The sequence below is a fragment of the Massilia sp. BSC265 genome (assembly GCF_000740675.1).
GTDB lineage: Bacteria > Pseudomonadota > Gammaproteobacteria > Burkholderiales > Burkholderiaceae_D > Telluria.
Genome location: NZ_JPXI01000028.1, coordinates 1 through 17,787, shown reverse-complemented (window position 1 = coordinate 17,787; position 17,787 = coordinate 1). Strand labels below are relative to the sequence as shown.

General features: G+C 64.8%; 16 protein-coding genes. 10 read left to right on the top strand and 6 right to left on the bottom strand.

Features of this window, described 5'->3' with window-relative positions; genetic code table 11:
* The first annotated feature begins 92 nt into the window (after positions 1 to 92).
* Positions 93 to 581, top strand: coding sequence for a hypothetical protein (locus tag MA09_RS07150; RefSeq protein WP_036246552.1), 489 nt, complete (start codon positions 93 to 95; stop codon positions 579 to 581).
* A gap of 8 nt (positions 582 to 589) precedes the next feature.
* Here MA09_RS07150 and MA09_RS07145 read toward each other — a convergent pair whose 3' ends face one another.
* The 3 genes from MA09_RS07145 to MA09_RS07135 all read right to left on the bottom strand — a co-directional run bounded on the left by MA09_RS07145 (position 590) and on the right by MA09_RS07135 (position 2,459).
* The gene (locus tag MA09_RS07145; RefSeq protein WP_229440594.1) at positions 590 to 1,516 is read right to left on the bottom strand and encodes a CAP domain-containing protein; all 927 of its coding nucleotides are present in this window, start codon (positions 1,514 to 1,516) and stop codon (positions 590 to 592) included.
* Positions 1,517 to 1,863: 347 nt separating this feature from the next.
* The gene (locus tag MA09_RS25015; protein ID WP_036246549.1) at positions 1,864 to 2,106 is read right to left on the bottom strand and encodes a hypothetical protein; all 243 of its coding nucleotides are present in this window, start codon (positions 2,104 to 2,106) and stop codon (positions 1,864 to 1,866) included.
* Between the two features lie 77 nt (positions 2,107 to 2,183).
* On the bottom strand, positions 2,184 to 2,459 hold the full coding sequence (locus MA09_RS07135; RefSeq protein ID WP_036246546.1) for a hypothetical protein: 276 nt from the start codon (positions 2,457 to 2,459) through the stop codon (positions 2,184 to 2,186).
* A gap of 365 nt (positions 2,460 to 2,824) precedes the next feature.
* Between MA09_RS07135 and MA09_RS07130 the strand changes: the two genes are divergently transcribed.
* Positions 2,825 to 4,120 (top strand): diguanylate cyclase, encoded by a 1,296-nt coding sequence (locus tag MA09_RS07130; RefSeq protein ID WP_229440593.1) that lies wholly within the window; start codon positions 2,825 to 2,827, stop codon positions 4,118 to 4,120.
* A gap of 59 nt (positions 4,121 to 4,179) precedes the next feature.
* On the opposite strand, the gene MA09_RS07125 is transcribed toward MA09_RS07130, so the two are convergent.
* Positions 4,180 to 4,692 (bottom strand): host attachment protein, encoded by a 513-nt coding sequence (locus tag MA09_RS07125; protein WP_036246539.1) that lies wholly within the window; start codon positions 4,690 to 4,692, stop codon positions 4,180 to 4,182.
* Between the two features lie 331 nt (positions 4,693 to 5,023).
* On the opposite strand from MA09_RS07125, the gene MA09_RS07120 reads away from it, so the two are divergent.
* The 3 genes from MA09_RS07120 (at position 5,024) to MA09_RS07110 (ending at position 9,365) form a co-directional block, all read left to right on the top strand.
* A complete protein-coding gene (locus MA09_RS07120) occupies positions 5,024 to 5,902 on the top strand; it encodes a class I SAM-dependent methyltransferase (protein WP_036246536.1) in 879 nt (292 codons plus the stop codon).
* Positions 5,903 to 5,996: 94 nt separating this feature from the next.
* Positions 5,997 to 7,133, top strand: a complete 1,137-nt coding sequence (locus MA09_RS07115; protein ID WP_036246534.1) for a branched-chain amino acid ABC transporter substrate-binding protein — start codon at positions 5,997 to 5,999, stop codon at positions 7,131 to 7,133.
* Between the two features lie 156 nt (positions 7,134 to 7,289).
* Complete coding sequence (locus tag MA09_RS07110; RefSeq protein WP_036246532.1) at positions 7,290 to 9,365, top strand: M13 family metallopeptidase; 2,076 nt, start codon at positions 7,290 to 7,292, stop codon at positions 9,363 to 9,365.
* A gap of 108 nt (positions 9,366 to 9,473) precedes the next feature.
* On the opposite strand, the gene MA09_RS07105 is transcribed toward MA09_RS07110, so the two are convergent.
* Complete coding sequence (locus tag MA09_RS07105; protein WP_051933243.1) at positions 9,474 to 9,920, bottom strand: nuclear transport factor 2 family protein; 447 nt, start codon at positions 9,918 to 9,920, stop codon at positions 9,474 to 9,476.
* Positions 9,921 to 10,015: 95 nt separating this feature from the next.
* Positions 10,016 to 10,387: a VOC family protein gene (locus MA09_RS07100; protein WP_036246530.1), complete on the bottom strand. Its 372-nt coding sequence runs from the start codon at positions 10,385 to 10,387 to the stop codon at positions 10,016 to 10,018.
* A 177-nt stretch (positions 10,388 to 10,564) separates the two neighbouring features.
* Between MA09_RS07100 and MA09_RS23640 the strand changes: the two genes are divergently transcribed.
* From MA09_RS23640 to MA09_RS07075, 5 genes are all read left to right on the top strand, one after another.
* Complete coding sequence (locus tag MA09_RS23640) at positions 10,565 to 13,480, top strand: EAL domain-containing protein (RefSeq protein ID WP_051933242.1); 2,916 nt, start codon at positions 10,565 to 10,567, stop codon at positions 13,478 to 13,480.
* 105 nt (positions 13,481 to 13,585) lie between these two features.
* Positions 13,586 to 14,125, top strand: coding sequence for a hypothetical protein (locus tag MA09_RS07090; protein ID WP_036246528.1), 540 nt, complete (start codon positions 13,586 to 13,588; stop codon positions 14,123 to 14,125).
* Positions 14,126 to 14,172: 47 nt separating this feature from the next.
* Positions 14,173 to 15,762 carry an AbgT family transporter gene (locus MA09_RS07085; RefSeq protein WP_051933240.1) on the top strand — a complete coding sequence of 530 codons (1,590 nt, stop codon included), beginning with the start codon at positions 14,173 to 14,175 and terminating at the stop codon, positions 15,760 to 15,762.
* 64 nt (positions 15,763 to 15,826) lie between these two features.
* Positions 15,827 to 17,476, top strand: coding sequence for a M28 family metallopeptidase (locus tag MA09_RS07080; RefSeq protein ID WP_307183390.1), 1,650 nt, complete (start codon positions 15,827 to 15,829; stop codon positions 17,474 to 17,476).
* Between the two features lie 75 nt (positions 17,477 to 17,551).
* The coding region (locus MA09_RS07075; RefSeq protein ID WP_036246586.1) for a transposase at positions 17,552 to 17,787 on the top strand (236 nt) is incomplete at its 3' end.

The following is a 17,787-nucleotide window of genomic DNA, read 5'->3' as shown; positions in this document are numbered from 1 at the left end:
CCCCCGATATCGGAACTTGGGCAGAATATTCCGACTGGCGGCCGGCATGGCTGGCCGTACATCGGAACACCAATGCTCAACAGGAGGATTCCATGACCGATCAGGAACGCAATCAGCAGAACGCGCAGAACCAGCAATCGGCCCAGGGCGGGCAGCCCGGCAGCCAGCAGTCGGCAACGCGCAGCGACACGCTGGCGGAAGGCGGCGCCGTGCCGGTGAATGCACCGGCACGGCCGACCGGCTCGGAGATCGTCGGCGCCGCCGGCGGCACCGATGCCTCGGCAGCGGCGGCGCAGTCCGGCGGCCAGGGGCCGGGCGGGGCAGGCATGCGCCAGCAGGACGTGGCAGAGGGCGTGCCCGGCGCGGCAGGTGGCTCCCTGGGTGGCGGCGGCAGCCCGGCGGCCGGCGCCTCGGCTGCCGGCGGCAATGCGATGGGCGAGGCGGCTTCCGCGGACGATACCCGCACCGGGACCGGCACCTCGTCCGGCCACGGCACGTCGGTGGCGGGCGGCGATCCGAGCAGCGGCGCGACGCTGAACCCGACCAAGCAGGGCGGTGGAGGCGGAGCGTCGACCTCCTGAGACAGGACTTAGCGCGGGCGGCCGAACACCTGGGTCCAGTAGACGATGCCGCTGCGTTTTTCCGCAGCGACACCGTAGGCCGCACCCATCTCGGTAAAGCCCGGGTTCATGATGTTGGCGCAATGTCCCGGGCTGTCGAGCCAGCCGGCCACGGCTTCGTCGGGCGTGCTCTGGCCAAAGGCGATGTTCTCGCCGACCCGCTGCCAGGCATAGCCGGCGCGCGCCGCGCGGTCGGCCGGCTGGCTGCCGTCCTTTGCACGGTGGCTGAAGTAGCGGCGTGTTGCCATGTCGCGGCTGTGGGCCAGCGCGGCTTCGCCCAGTTGCGGGTTCCAGCTGACCGGCGGCGCCGGGCCGAAGCGCTGGTTGCCGCAGGTACGGGCGCTGGCACGTGCCGCGTTCACCCCGGCCAGGATGGCCTTCCCGGCCTCATGCCAGTCCGGAAAGGATTCGGAAGGCAAAGGCGGCGCTGGACGGGCCAGGATCACGGTCCATTCGTTCCCTTCGCGGTAGCTGCCGACGGTCGAGAAGCGGGTGTCGAGCAGGGTACGGCAGTATTTTTCCTGCAGTACCGTCATCGCTTCCGCTGGCGTTTGCGGACCGTTGACGCTGACCGAGACGGCGCGCTCGGCGGCAAAGCCGGCGCTCTCGAGTGCGAGTTCGATGAAGGTCCCTGGCCCGATCCGTACCCGTGCCAGCGCCGGGTGCGCCGTCAGCGCCGCGGCCGGCGCGGCGGCGCGGCCCGCGCAGCTGCCCGGCGCCGTACGGTAGGCGTTGACCAGGGTGGTGAGCTGCTCGGCGCCATAGCTTGGAGCGGGCCTTGCTGCGGCCATGCCGGGCCAGGCGGCCAGGGCAAGCAACAGCGGCAGGGCGGCGCGTTCCGCGGCGTGCGCAGGCCGGCGCAAAAGGAATGGCAGAGTCAGGATGTTCGTTAGCAAGATCAACCCCAGCCGCGCAAGCCGCGGCCATCCAATCGTATTGCACCGTGCTGCGTCATTGCACCGGTGACCGTGATTCGGAAATTAATTGACAGGGAACTAAGTCGGCCCCAAAGCAAAAACGCCGACCACAGGTCAGCGCTTTTCGAGGCGAGGCAGAAGGGTGACGCATCTGTCGCGCATCCTCACTATAGCAGCGCCGCCCGCCACTGCAAAGCGCTGCACTGTAACAAGCCACTACAGGCGCGTCAGCGGCGGACCGCCCGGCTCGCCCAGCCAGGTCGTTTCAAAACGCTTTCGCGCTGCTGCCAGCGCAGGCTTGTCTCCCCGTTTCTCGTAGACCTCGATCAGGCCGCGCAAGGCCCAGCCCTCGAAGCTTCCATCGCGTGGATGTAGTAATGGGCGGCACCCGGATGGCTGGGCTTACGCTCCAGCACCCGCTCGAGCGCGGCCACCAGGTCGGCGGTCCGGTTCTTGGGCTGGGTGCCGCCGGCCTGCCAGTAGTCCCAGGGCGACAGGTCCATCAGCGCTTCCGCATACAGCACCTGGATGGTCTCCTTGTTGGAGAAGGAGCGCGCGGCCTCGGCCATGGCACCGGCATACGCCTTGTCGAGCGGCGCGCGATCCGCCGGTGGCTCGGGCTGGTAGCGGCGCGAGACGGCGCGGATCAGGGCCTGCTCGGGCGGCGTGGTCTTGCCTGCCAGCGATAGCGCTCGCGCGGCCGCTGCCGCGGCAGGCCCGGCGGCTGGGCGAGCACCAGGCGCTCGAGCAGCGGCGGGCGGCCGGCGCGCGCCGGGGTGCAGATGGCGCCGGGAGCGAACAGGGGATCGAAGGCCTGGCCGCCAGTGCCGCGCGCCTCCGGATTGGGGCCGGCCGTGGCCAGGGAGTGTGCTGCCAGTGCTGCAAGCGTTGCTGCCCCCGCTGCGCCGAATGCTGTAAGCATGCGTACGGGGCTCATCATTACCTCCGACGGCGTCACTGGCGTTTTGCTAGGACGCTGTGTCTTGGCCTCAGGTTCTGGAGGACGGGCGCGCATGGACTTTCGTTTGGGCGGGATCAACGTTCATAAACGTGTCATATCTGACTGCTAAGATAATTTTCTTAATTACAATTTTCCTTGGGCTGTGTTGTTGGCACCGCGCTTTTTCAAGCCGGGACCTAAGCAAGTTGCCTTTTGCAGCGGACCGGAACACAATGAGATTCCTGCAATAAACATAACATCGGGAATCGCGCAGCACGCACCGCATCCAGCAAGGAAGTCGAGGCACCATGACGCAAGCCATGCCGTTGTACAGGAATCATGTCTTTTTGCTATCGCAGAGTTTCTTCATCAAGGACAACCGGGCCGAGCTGCTCCTGCACGCCCATAAGTACGACTTCGATATCCAGTTCTTCGACGACGTGTCGCGCTTTGTCGAGGGGGTGGCCCGCGGCGGCGGCGACAACCTGTACGTGATCGACCTTGACGCCCTGCACAACATGCAGGCCGACATGCCGGAGCGGCGCCGCACCCTGATGCTGGGCGAACTGCTGCAGCGCCTGCCCGCCGACCGCCGCTACGTCTACCTGCAGAGCGCGCGCCAGGGCAGCCGTTTCCTGCTGCAGCAGCGCCTGGTCGACAGCAACTGCCTGGCCTATGCCGAAAAGCCGATCCCCAACGACGTGTTCGTCGACAAGTTGTTCAACCTGTTTGTGCAGAACAAGCACGGCGACCTGGTACGCATGGTCGTCCTGGGCGAGCTGGCTGGGCTGGACGAGGGGCTGCTGCTGCAGCGCGGCGTCGAGGTGATCCGCCACCCGGAGGCGCAGACCCTGCACCTGCGGGTCAAGGAGCTGCAGCCCGACCTGGTGCTGGTGACCGACGGCGAATACCTGCGCACCGAGGCCATCGTGCGGGTGCTGCAAAGGAATATCGAGGCCGATCCGACCCGCGAGATCGCCCTGCTGCAGTGCCGACCGGATCCTGCGCTGGCCCGGCGCGCGCTGGCGGATGGTTTCGATGCCGTGCTGGGCACTGGCGAGCCCGGGCTGCTGGAAGCCCAGCTGGTGAACCGCAGCAACAAGATCCGCATCAACAAGGACCTGATCGGCAAGGACCGCGCCACCGGCCTGCTCAACAAGGTCGGCCTGCAGAAGAAGGCCCAGGGCCTGGTCCGGCGCGCCGCCCAGGAAGGCTGCGAACTGGCGCTCGGCGTCATCGACATCGACAAGTTCAAGACCATCAACGATACCTGGGGCCACCATTTCGGCGACATCGTGATCAAGCGCCTGTCGCTGACCCTGGCGCCGCAGCTGGGTGAGTCGGACCTGCTGAGCCGCTTCGGCGGCGAGGAATTCGTCGTGGTGTTCTGGGACTGCAGCCTGGAAGAGGGCAGGCGCCGGCTGGACGCCATGCGCCAGGCATTCTGCGCGATTCCCTTCGAGGTCGCGCCCGGCGACCTGCGCCATTTTTCCTTCAGCGGCGGGGTGGCGGCCTATCCGGAGTACCGCAGCGAGAACGAACTGTTCCTGCGCGCGGACGCGATGCTGTACGTGGCCAAGCAGGGCGGGCGCAACCGGATCTGCGCGGAGGACGCTGCCCTGCAACACGCCGCGGCGCACTGAGCGAAAAAAAACGCCAGCCGCAGCTGGCGTTCGGGCCTGTCCCGGCTACTGCTGCCGGCTTACTCGGCCTTGGCCTGCTGGGCGTGCAGCTGCTCGCGCAATTGCTGCGCATTCGAGTGCGTGTAGTCCTTGTTGAACTCGGCCTTGATCAGCTGTTTGACCTGCTGGTTCAGCTCCTGGCGCAAGGTACCCAGGAATTCAGGCGAGGCCGAGATGACCAGCTGCTGGTAGCGGCCTTCCTGCTGCGCCTTCAACAGGTACTGCGACACGTCCTTGGCAAACATTTCGGTTGCACGTTCAGCGGGTGTCTGGTTGGGTTCGTATTGCTTGTTCGGCGCACCGGCCTTGGCGTTATGGGCCATGCCGGGACCGGCACCCCCGGCGTGACCGATGTTGTGGCTGCTACCCGCTGCCGAGGTTGGGCCCAGGCGGTCGGTTTCGCTCTCCGACGTGCGCAGCTGCACCGCGGAATTGACCATGTCTTCGATTTCCTGCAGCGGTTCCGCCGGATCCGACTCCTCGAAGAACCTCGCACGGCCTGCATTGGCCGAAAGAATCCAGGTTGTTGGCATGCTACCCCCTGTTAGTAGTGAATCGTTAGTGTCGTTCGCAAGCGGCCAGGAATGGCACTTGGGAAAAAAGGTATGGCGCGGCAATCGGCATGCGGTTTTCATGCATGTCGATCAGGCTATGAACCCAGTATATCGCCGCTTCCGGATACCCGGCGCACCGACGCAGCTCTGCCGTGCGCACGGTTGAGCACTTGGGAAATTCCTGCGGCTAGGCTGGACTTCCGCGTGTCGCGGCTTAAGCTGGAATGGCCGGCAGGGAGCTGCCGAACACTGTTTTTCCTGGCTTATCCAAGCATGCACCCGCTGCCGGGTATTTCTGAGGAGACCTGTCATGAGCCAACCCAGCACTTCCGCACCGTCGCCGCGCCAGCCGCCCGATGCCGCCATCGTTCCGGACTACGCGGCCATCAAGCAGCGCCAGCAAGCCACATGGGCGAGCGGTGACTTCGCCATCATCGGCGTGACGCTGCAGATCGTCGGCGAGTCGCTCGCCGAAGCCGCCGACATCCGCGCCGGCGAGCGCGTGATCGACATCGCGGCCGGCAACGGCAATGCCACGCTCGCCGCCGCCCGTCGCTTTGCACGCGTGACCTCGACCGACTACGTGCCGTCCCTGCTCGACAAGGGCCGCGCGCGCGCCGCCGCAGAAGGCCTGGACATCGAGTTCCGTGAAGCGGATGCCGAAGCATTGCCCTTCTACGACGGCAACTTCGACGTCGCGCTCTCGACCTTCGGGGTGATGTTCGCCCCCGATCATGCGCGCTGCGCGAGCGAAATGATGCGGGTGGTGCGCGGCGGCGGGCGCATCGGCATTGCCAGCTGGACGCCGGAGGGCTTCATCGGCCAGCTGTTCAAGACCGTCGGCCGCCGTGTCCCGCCACCGGCCGGCCTGGTGTCGCCGGCCATGTGGGGCAAGGAAGACTACCTGCGCCAGTTGTTCGGCCTTGATGCGGCCAGCATCCGCGCCCAGCCGAAAATGTTCAACTTCCGCTACGCTTCGGCGGCGCACATGATCCAGGTGTTCCGCGATTACTACGGACCGGTGCACAAGGCCTTCGCCGCGCTCGACCCGGCCGGCCAGCAGGCGCTGGAGCAGGACATGATCGCGCTGTTCGACCGCCATAACACGGCGGGCGACAGCTCGCTGGTGGTCCCGGCCGAGTACCTTGAAGCCGTCATCATCAAGCGCACGCCTGAAGTCCTGCATTGACCTCCATCCTGCCAGCCGTCGTGCGCACGCATGGCGGTTGGTCGCAGGCCGGCACGGCAGTACAATCGAAGGCATCCAACCGAGAAAGGGTGCCATGCGTTCTGCCGCCGCCTTATCCTCCCTCCTGCTCGCCGCCGTACCGGCCAGTGCCCAGACCGACGTCAGGATCGGCACCGCCTCGCCGCTGTCCGGACCCGGCGCGCACCAGGGCAAGGACATCGAGAACGGCGCCCGCATGGCGATCGACGAGCTCAACGCCAAAGGCATCGCGATTGGCGGTAAAAAGATCAGGTGGGTGCTGCAGGCGGAGGACGATGCCAGCGACCCCAAGACCGGCACCGCCGTGGCCCAGAAGCTGGTCGACGCGCGCGTGGCGGCCGTCGTCGGGCACCTGAACTCGGGGCCGACCGTGCCGGCCTCGAAGATCTATGCCAGTGCCGGCATTCCGCAGATTTCGCCGGCCGCCACCACGCCGGTGTATACCAGCCAGGGCTACAAGACCGCCTTCCGTGTGGTGGCCAACGACAACTTGATCGGGCGTACGCTGGCGCGCTATGCGCTCGGCACGCTCAAGGCGAAAAAGATCGCCGTGATCGATGACCGCACCGCTTTCGGCCAGGGCCTGGCGGACCAGTTCGCGCGCGAAGTGCGCGCCACGGGCGGCGCAAGCATCGTCAGCCGCCAGTTCACCCACGACAAGGCAACCGACTTCAGCGCCATCCTGACCCAGATCCGGGCACAGCGGCCGGACGTGATCTTCTATGGCGGCATGGACGCGGTGGCCGGTCCCATGCTCAAGCAGATGAAGACCCTGGGGCTGCAGGCGAAGTTCGTGTCCGGCGACGGCGTCTGCTCGGAAAAGCTGCCGCTGCTGGCAGGCGACGCGCTGGGCAACGACAAGCTCTTCTGCGCGGTGGCGGGCGGCGTCACCGGCGCCCAGGAAGCCAGCTTCAATGCCTTCACCGAGCGCTTCCGCCAGCGCTACGGCACGCCGGTCGAAACCTATGCGCCCTATGCCTACGATGCGGTGATGGTGTTCGCCGCCGCAATGCAGAAGGCGCAGTCGACGGAACCCGCACGCTTCCTGCCGGCCCTGGCATCCATTCGCCATGAAGGCGTCACCGGCAGCATCGCCTTCGACCCCAGGGGTGATCTGCGCGACGCCGCAATGACCTTGTACACCTACCGGCAAGGCAAGAAGGTCAAGCTGCAGGTGGTGCGCGGCAAGTGAGCTTGGCAAGTGAGCTTGGCAAGTGAGCTCGGCAGGGCAGGAGGCCCGTATTGACGGGCATTCTGAAACAACATGCATACAAAATTGGCCTTGGCATTGCTCCTCCAGTTCGATTAGGATCGCTCGGTTCCCAATATCAACAATCTGGAGAGAGAGATGAAACGTAGCCTGTGCAGCACCCTGATCGCGGGCCTGTTTGCAGTGGCGGTCCAGGCCGGCGCCCACGAGACAGCGGCCACGCCCAATACCGTGGCGCCGTCGGCGGCGGCCGCTGCTTCGGCTTCCGGCATCGATGTCGCGGCCATGGATACCAGTGTGCGCGCACAGGACGACTTCTTCCGCTACACCCAGGGCAAATGGCTGAAGGACGTCGACATCCCGTCGGACCGTTCCAGCTGGAGCGCCTTCAGCATCGCCCAGGAGCGCGTCGAGCAGCAGGTCAGCACCATCATCGGCGAAGCCGCGGCCTCGACGAACGCCAAGGCCGGTTCCGAAGCCCAGAAGATGGGCGACTTCTACAACAGCTACGTGGACGAGAAGCGCCGCAATGAACTCGGCCTGGCGCCCTTGAAGGGCGAACTGGCCCGCATCAAGGCGATGAAGGACAAGCGCGACATGGCCGCGCTGATGGCGCATTTCGAGCGCATCGGCGCGGGCGCGCCGTTCGGCATGGGCGTTGGCCAGGACAACAAGGATTCGACCCGCTACATCGTCGGCATCTCGCAGTCCGGCCTGGGCATGCCCAACCGCGACTACTACCTGCAGGACGACGCGCGCCTGAAGGACACCCGCAGCAAGTACCAGCAACACGTCGGCAAGATGCTGGCGCTGGCCGGCCATCAGGACGCCGAGGCCAAGGCGGCCCGGATCGTCGCCCTGGAAACCGAGATCGCGCGCGTGCAGTGGAGCGCGGTCGAGAACCGCGATCCGGTCAAGCGCTACAACAAGATGAGCGTGGCCGAGCTGCGCAAGCTGGTGCCCGGCATCGACTGGGACGTCTACCTGAAGGGCGTAGGCGTGGCCGGCAAGGCGGACAGCGTGATCGTCAGCCAGCCGAGCTACATGGCGGCCGTGGACAAGCTGATTGCCGCCACCCCAATGGAAACCTGGCAGCCTTACTTCGAATTCCGCCTGTTGAGCGCCTACGCGCCCTACCTGTCGAAGCCTTTCGTGGACGAGAGCTTCGCCTTCCGCGGCACGGTGCTCGGCGGCGCCACCGTCAACCGTCCGGTCGAGAAGCTGGCGATCGCCGAGATCAACCGCAATCTGAGCGAAGTGGTGGGCAAGGCCTATGTGGCCCAGCATTTCCCGCCCGAGCGCAAGCAGCAGGTGCTGGACATGGCGAAGAACTTCATCACCGCCTTCGGCGAGGGCATCGAGCAGCTCGAGTGGATGTCGCCGGAGACCAAGAAGCAGGCGCAGGTCAAGCTCTCCAAGATCAACGTCAAGATCGGCTATCCGGACAAATGGCGCGACTACACCAAGCTGAAGATCGTGCGTGGCGACCTGGTCGGCAACGTGATGCGCTCGCGCGAGTTCGGGCATGAATACATGACCGAGCGCCTCGGCAAGCCGGTCGACCGCAGCGTCTGGAGCATGTCGCCGCAAACCGTCAACGCCTACTACAGCCCGACCCTGAACGAGGTCGTGTTCCCGGCGGCGCGCCTGCAGTACCCGCTGTACGACGCAAATGCCGAACCGGCGGTGAACTACGGCTCGGTGGGCATCTCGATCGGCCACGAGATCAGCCACGCCTTTGACGACAAGGGGTCGCAGTACGACGGCGACGGCAACCTGCGCAACTGGTGGACCGAGGAAGACGCGAAGCAGTTCGCGGCGCGCGGCAAGGTGCTGGTGTCCCAGTACGCCGGCTACAGTCCGCTGCCGGGCTACAACGTGAACGGCGAGCTGACGCTGGGCGAGAACATTGCCGACAACGCCGGCGCCATCATGGCCAGCCGCGCCTACAAGATCTACCTGAAGGGCAAGCCGGGGCCGGTGATCGACGGCTTCACCGCCGAACAGCGCCTGTTCATGGGCCTGTCGCAGGCCCGCAAGGGCAAGGCGCGTGACGCGGCCCTGATCTCGCAGGTGAAATCCGATCCGCACTCGCCGTCGGAATTCCGCGTCAACGGCAGCCTGCGCAACCACCCGGGCTTCTACGAAGCCTTCGACGTCAAGCCGGGCGACAAGATGTACCTGGACCCGAAGGACCGCGTGATCTTCTGGTAATGCCCGGGGTTGCTGGAAACGCGGCACCGGCCAGCCGGTGCCGCCCGCGTGCGAACGCCACCTATCGGGTGGCGTGATTATTTGGCAGCCGGCGCTGCAGGCCGCGTCTCAATGTGGCGCAGGGGGAGCCGCCCCGGTCCCTTCCGTGAGCGGGAAGCGCTGGAACGCATCGACCGCGACATGGACGTCAAGGAATTCTCGGAATGCGGTGATCTGGCCGCCTGCCAGGGTGAAGACGTGCACCCAGTCGCTTTCGAAATCCCTGCCGGTTTCCCTGACCGTCCAGGCGCCATGTCCCAGCACGACCACCTTGTCGCCCTGGGCGATGAATTCCTTCGGACTGAACTCCCGCACATCCTGCAGTTCACCGTTCATCCGGAAATATTCCGCAACCTGTTCCCGTCCGTGGCGCTTGCCGGTGAAGCAGAGCTTGGGAACGGCAGGGATTTCCCATTCGACCTGCGGCGCCACGCACATCAGGACGTGCTCGAGGTCCTTGTTGGCAAACGCCGCGTAAGCCTGGCGGACCAGCTCGACATTCTGCTGCTCGTTCATCGTCGTCTCCTGGAAGGAAGGGATGGGACTTCCAGTATGATCCGGGCCGGGGAATGCGCAAGCTGCCCGAACAGGGGCGAGGCGCAAAAGCGACATCAGGGGCGTGCGGCTGCGATCAGCTCGACGCGGTTGCCGAACGGGTCCTCGATACCGGCACGGCGCCGGCCGGCGACCTGCACTTCCTCCCGCACTTCGACCCCGCGTTCGCGCAGCAGCGCGCAGTAATCCTCGAAGTCCTCGATGACGAAGGCCGGATGCGCCTTCTTGGCCGGCACGAAACCGGCTTGGCCGCCGATGTGCAACTGGCCGGCGCCGGTCAAGAACCACAGGCCGCCCGAGGCATTCAGAGGGGCTGGCTTGGGAATTTCGGTCAGGCCCAGCACGCCCCCGTAGAAGGCGCGCGCCGCATCGTCGGCGCCGGGGGGAATGGCGACCTGGACGTGGTCAATGCCGGTGATATGGGGCATGGCGTTCTCCGCAGTGGTTGAGGATGCGGCATTATCGCATCCGTCCGCCGCCTTCGTTCGTATGCGCCGTTGGCGCCACTGGCTGGCTTGGAACCATGGCGTTGGGCCGCGGTCATAATTTAATTACCTTCGATGTAGCGACGTCGATTCCGGCATGTCTGCAAGGAGTGGAAGAGCATGGGCGTACATGACGACACCATTCCGGCGGAACTGGAAAAATCCTGTGCACAGGAGCCGATCCACCTGCTGGGCACCGTACAGGCCTACGGCTTCCTGATGGCGGTGGACGTGGCAAGCCGCTGTATTGTCCAGGTCTCCGCCGGGATCGTGCGCCATTGGCCCGGACTGCAGGAGGCGAATGCACTGATTTCGACGCAGCTCTCCGATTGGGTGGAAGCCGCCGGGGGAACCCAAACGCTCGATATCGCATCGCTGCCGGCCACGCATCCCGCCTTGCCCTGGCGCCCCCGGTTCGAGCAGACCGGCCCCGCGCCGCAGCATTTTGTTGCGCAATGGGAATGCCTCGGTCACCGGCGTGGCCAAGTGGCAGTGCTCGAATGGCTGCCTGTGAATGGCAGCGCGGATGAACTGCTGCGCCAGAACCAGATATTTGCCGAATTCGGAGAAGTGATTGCCCGCCTGCGCCGCGCCGCGGGCCTCGAGGCATTCTTTCGCGAATGCGTAAACGTGATCCAGGAAGTCAGCGGCTTCGACCGGGTGATGATTTACCGCTTCCTGGCTGACGGGTGCGGCGAAGTCGTCGCCGAGCATACTGCCCCGGAGTATCAGCAGAAATACCTGGGATTGCGCTTTCCCGCTTCCGACATTCCCAGCCAGGCCAGGACGCTTTACCTGACCAACAAACTGCGTGTGCTGGCGGATGTCGAAGCCTCGATGGATGCCCTCATTCCTCCCGCATTGCCCGATGGAGAACCGCTCGACCAGAGCTACTGCATATTGCGTGGCCTGTCCCCGGTACACCTGGTCTACCTGCGCAACCTGGGCGTGCGTGCCACGCTGACCTTGTCAATTGTGCTCAACGGCAAGCTATGGGGGCTGGTCGCATGCCACCACCATCGCCCCAGGACGCCTCCGCTCCAGCTCAGGGAAGGCATACGCCAGCTGTCGGAACTGCTGGCGGAAATCGCCAACATGCGCATCGAGACCTTGTTGCGCCTGGAAGCGGTCGAGCATCGCCTCATGCTGGATGGGTTGCTGAACGAGTTTCACCAGGCATTGATCCAGGAAGGCGACATTCCCAATCTCCTGGAGCTGTGGATGCCCAGGCTGCTGCCGGCATTCCATGCCAGCAGCATGGGTGTGCAGATCGGTACGCTCGCCTGCGTCGGGGGACCGGGAAAGCGCCAGGGTTCCAGCCACCAGATCCTCGACGAGGTGGCGTCACGCCTGGATATCCAGGACCGCAGCCCGCACGAGTTCATGTGGAATGACCTGCTGGCCTCCAGAAAACGTGCGCTGAACTTCCTGCCGGAGGCGGCGGGCCTGTTGCTGGCCCAGCGGTATGAGGATGACATCATCTTCTGTTTCATGACCCGGCAGGAAGTGGTGCAGGAGGTGCGCTGGGGCGGCGAGCCCGTCAAGGACATCGTTCCTCTTCCCAATGGGCGCGTGCGCCTGGAGCCGCGGCGCTCCTTCGCGGTGTGGCAGCAGTCCGTGCGGGGCCACTCGGACCCCTGGCTGGAGGCCGATGCGGAAGCACTGCAGAACCTGCTCCGGATGCTGAGCGAGGTGAACAAGCTGCAGGTCAACCGCAAGATGCAGGAAACCCTGCACTGGCGCGCCCATCATGACCATCTCACCGGGCTGTACAACCGCCGGGCCATGGAGGACGAGGTCTCGCGGCGCCTGGAGGACGGCCAGTACGGGACCGCGCTCATGTTGCTGGACCTGGACCACTTCAAGAAGATCAACGACACCTACGGGCATGAAACCGGCGACCAGGTGCTGCAGCAGCTGAGCCTGAGGCTGAAGGCGATAATGCGCGAATTCGACCTGGTGGCGCGCCTGGGCGGGGATGAATTCATATTGTTGTTGCAGATTCCCCATCCGAATGCCGCCACGGCCCTGACCTTCGCCGAGCGCTTGCATCAGGCGGTCGCGACCCCGTTCGACATCCGGGGACAGCAGTTCCGCCTCGGAATTTCCGTCGGCATCGCCATCCCGCCCGGCCATGGCCGCACCGTCAGCGAATTGCTGCGGCACGCGGACCTGGCGCTGTACCAGGCCAAATCCCAGGGCCGCAGCCGCAGCGTGGTGTTCGAACTGGCGATGGCGGCCAACCAGCGCGACCATTACCTGCTCGAACGCGACCTCGACGAGGCCGTGGAGCGCAACCAGCTGTCGCTGGTGTTCCAGCCCAAGGTGGATCTCACCAGCCGCAAAGTGGTCGGGCTCGAGGCGCTGGTCCGGTGGAATCACCCGACCCGGGGTCAGAGCAGTCCCGGCGCTTTCATTCCGATCGCCGAACACAGCGACCAGATCATCCGCATCGATCGCTGGGTCATGCGCCATGCCATTGCCGAACAGGCCCATTGGTTTGCCCACGGCCTGGCGAAGCTGCCGATCGCGATCAACCTGTCGATCGCGGACATCCTGTCGCCGAATCTGGTGGACTACCTGACTGGGCTGCTGGACGAATACCAGGTTCCGCCGGCCGGCCTGGAAATCGAAGTGACCGAATCCTGCTTCATGCGCCAGCTCGACGAAACCCGGAGCGTGTTGCGGGCCCTGAACGAGGCCGGCATCGCCACCTCGCTGGATGATTTCGGCACGGGCTTTTCCTCACTGAGCTACCTGCGCCAGCTGCCCCTGCAGTGCCTGAAGATCGACCAGTCCTTTACCCAGAACATGTTGCAGGACCCGAATGCGGAAAAGCTGACCCAGGCCATCGTTGCCATGGGCACGGCACTGAAGATGACGGTTGTCGCCGAGGGCGTGGAAAGCAGGGAACAGATGAACTGGCTGCTTGCCCATGGCTGCCATATCGGCCAGGGCTACTTCTTCAGCCCGCCGGTGCCGCCCGAAGACGTGCACCAGGTGATCGAGCGGATCGAGGTGCGCCTGAGCGCTTGAGGACTGGACTGCAGCCGGCCCGGCGCCGGAGGTCATCGTTTTTCCTTTTTGACCGCCGAGCTGCTGTGCTACTCTCGCAGTTTGTCCAACCGACAACAGGCCACGATGACCTCTTTGCTTCCCGCCCTCGCAGCCGCATGCCTGCTTGCCGGCTGCGCCGCCGCACCGGCGCCTGCCGACACGCGCGACCAGTTCATGGCCACGCTGCAAGGCATGTGCGGCCAGCGCTTCGAAGGTGCGCTGTCGTATGCGATCGACCCCAACAGCGAATTTGCCGACAAGAAGATTTCGACCGAGGTCGTCTGTACGGCGGACGGGGTAAGGATGCCGGTCCAGGTCGGCGAGAACCGCTCGCGCACCTGGATCTTTACCCGTCCGGCGGCCGGACTGGAACTGCGGCATGACCATCGCCACCCGGACGGCACACCGGATGCGGTGACCATGTACGGCGGCATGGCGAAGGAGGGCGGCACGGCGCGTTCCCAGGCCTTCCTCGCCGATGCCTATACCGCCAGGCTCGTGCCTGGTGCCGAGACCAACGTCTGGACTGTCAGCCTGAGCCAGGATGGGAAGGTGCTGACTTATCGCCTGGACAGGCATGACAAGCCACGCGCGGAATTCGTCCTGAAGCGCGTAGGCGGCTGATTTTTTTTCACATCACGACATTCGTCGCCTGAACACAAGGGTATGCAATGGCTGAACAAACGCAAACGCAAAAGCAAGCGCCTGCCGCGAAAGCTGGCGGGCTGAACCGAATCCTGAACGTGATCGAAGTGGTCGGCAACAAGCTGCCCGACCCGGCGATCCTGTTCGCCCTGCTGCTGGGCGTGGTCTGGCTCACGTCCTGGGCCATGTCCGGCATGGTATTTACCGAGGTCGACCCGCGCTCGGGCCAGGCCATCCAGGTCAAGAACCTGCTGGCGCCCGCGGCCCTGACCGACTTTACCTCGCGCATGGTCAACACCTTCGTCACCTTCCCGCCGCTGGGCGTGGTGCTGGTGGCGATGCTGGGACTGGGCGTGGCGGAATATACCGGCTTCATCAATGCCGGCCTGCGCAAGATCCTGTCCGTCACGCCAAGGCTGATGCTGACCCCGGTACTGGTCGCCGTCGGCGTGCTGAGCCACATTGCCGTCGATGCCGGCTACGTGCTGGTCATTCCGCTGGGTGCCGTCATTTTCTACGCGGCGGGACGCCATCCGCTGGCCGGTATCGCGGCCGCGTTCTTCGGCGTTTCCGGCGGCTTCTCCGCCACCTTCTTCCTGCCTTCCAGCCTCGATCCGCTGCTGTCCGGCCTGACCCAGGTCGCCGCGCGGCTCTCGTCCGATCCGGCCGCCGCGTCGATCGTCATCAATCCTCTGAACAATTACTATTTCACGACGGCGTCGCTGTTCCTGGTCGTCCTCGTCGGATGGTTCCTGACCGACAAGCTCATCGAGCCGCGCCTGAAAGCGACGGCGATCGATGCCGATCCGGCCGGCCTGCCCAAGATGGATGACCTGCAACCCAATGAGCACAGGGGCCTGCGCTGGGCCGGTATCGCGATGGTTGCCAGCCTGCTGCTGCTGGTCCTGTCGATCGCGCCCGAAGGCTCCGCATGGCGCGCGCCGGGTACCGGCGAGATCACGCATTCGACGGCGCCCCTGATGCAATCGATCGTCCCGCTCATCTTCATCTTCTTCCTGATTCCGGGCGTGGTGTACGGCTACGTCGCCGGTACCGCGAAGAACCACCGCGACATCGTCAAGGGAATGAGCCATGCCATGAGCGGCATGGGCTACTACATCGTCATGGCCTTCTTCTGCGCGCTGTTCATCTTCTCCTTCGGCCAGTCCAACCTGGGCGCGCTGATCGCGATCAAGGGCGCCCTGTGGCTGAAGGAGATGGCCTTCCCGATGGGTGTCACCCTGGCGGGTATCGTCTTCCTGACTGCGACGGTCAACCTGTTCGTCGGCTCGGCTTCCGCGAAGTGGGCGCTGATCGGCTCGGTCATGGTGCCGATGCTGATGGAGCTGGGCGTGTCGCCGGACTTTACCCAGGCCGCGTACCGCGTGGGTGATTCCTCGACCAACATCATCACGCCGCTGCTGCCTTACTTCCCCCTGATTATCGTGTTTTGCCGAAAATATGTGCAGACGACCGGTATCGGCACCCTGATTGCCCTGATGCTGCCGTATTCCATCGCGATGCTGGTGCTGTGGACCTCGTTCCTGCTCGGATTCTGGGCGCTGGACATCCCGCTGGGTATCGGCTCGACCTATACCTATCCGGCGGCAAGCTGAAACGGCGCAAGCCGCGACCTGTGCTACTGTTTTGATTGCTACTCGTTACACAATGGAGACTGTGTTGAAATACGCTACGTTTGTTCTGATGGGCCTGGCCGCGGCCGCCGCGCAGGCCGCCGAAGGTCCGCGTTTCGATCCCAAGCGCCTGGCGCAGGACGTCAAGGTATTGTCCTCGGACGAATTCGAAGGCCGCGGCCCGAATACGGCCGGCGAGACCAAGACCGTCGACTATCTGGTGCAGCAGTTCAAGGCTGCCGGCCTGCAGCCGGGCGGCGACCTGAAGGACGGCAAGCGCGCCTGGACCCAGGACGTGCCGCTCGGCCGCTTCGAGATCAAGGGACCGGTCAAGCTGACCCTCAACCAGGGCGGCGCCAGCCGCGAACTGAAGCAGGGACCGGACATGGCCGTGCGCGCCTCGATGAGCGGCCTGAAGCAGGTATCGTTCAAGAACGCACCGCTGGTCTTCGTCGGCTATGGCGTCACCGCGCCGGAACGCAAGTGGGACGACTTCAAGGGCGTGGACTTGAAGGGCAAGCTGGCCGTGGTCCTGATCAACGACCCGGACTTCGAGACCGGGCAGGGCGAGTTCGGCGGCAAGGCGATGACCTACTACGGCCGCTGGACCTACAAATATGAAGAGATGGCGCGCCGCGGCGCGCTCGGCACCATCATCGTGCACGAAACCGCGCCCGCCTCCTACGGCTGGCCGACGGTGCAGAACTCCAATACCAACGTGATGTACGACGTGGTGCGCAAGGAGCCGCACAAGTCGCATGCGCCGATGGAAGCCTGGATCCAGCGCGACCTGGCAGCTTCCATGTTCAAGGCGGCCGGACTCGATTTCGACGCGGCCAAGAAACAGGCCCAAACGCGCGACTTCAAGCCGGTCGAGTTGAAAGGCGTCAGCCTGTCGGCCGATTACACGACCGATTCCCAGGTCGTCACCTCGAAGAACGTGGTCGCGATCCGTGAGGGTAGCAAGCAGCCGAAACAGGTCGTGATCTACAGCGGCCACTGGGACCACCTGGGCGTGGGCCAGCCGGACGCCAAGGGCGACCGGATCTATAACGGCGCGATCGACAACGCCACCGGCATCGCCGCCATGCTGGAACTGGCGCGCGTCTACGGCAAGCAGCCGGCGCCGCAGCGCAGCGTCGTGTTCCTGGCGGTGACGGCGGAAGAGAAGGGCCTGCTCGGCTCCGAATACTACGCGTCGAATCCCCTGTATCCGCTCGAATCGACGGTGGCCGTGATCAACATGGACGCGCTGAACCCACGTGGCCCGGCACGCGATTTCACCATCTCGGGCAGCGCCAAGCTGGAATTGCTGGACCAGCTGGTGGCCAAGGCGAAGAAGTGGAACATGAGCTATTCGCCGGATCCGAAGCCGGAAGCCGGCTACTTCTTCCGTTCCGACCACTTCCCGTTCGCCAAGCGTGGCGTGCCGGCGATCTCCTATGGTTCGGGCAAGGACTGGATCGAGGGCGGCACCCGTGCCGGCCTGGCGGACGAAGCGGCCTACACCGAGAAGAACTACCACCAGCCTTCGGATGCCTTCGACCCGGCCTGGTCCTTCACCGGCATGGCGCGCGACCTGGAACTGCTGTATGCGCTGGGCGCCGACCTGGCGAATTCCACCAGCTGGCCGAACTGGGCCAAGGAATCGGAGTTCCGCGCGGCGCGCGACAAGTCGGCGGCGCAGCGCCAATAAACCGCACCGCAAATAAAATCGCCACCGCATGTGAACTGCCCCCCAAAAGTTGGACACAACTTTGGGGGTTTTTCTATGGCGAAGTACGACGAGCAGTTCAAGCTCGCGGTTGTTCAAGAGTATCTGTCGGACGGATCAGCTGGCTACCATGCGATGGCGAAGCGGCACGGGCTTTCGAGTCATGCCATGCTGCAAAGATGGGTCATGGCCTATCGGCTGCATGGGAGCGCGGGGCTCAGCAAGAAGTCCAGCACATACAGTGCCGAGTTCAAATTGTCGGTACTGCGGCACATGTGGGAAAATCAAGCTTC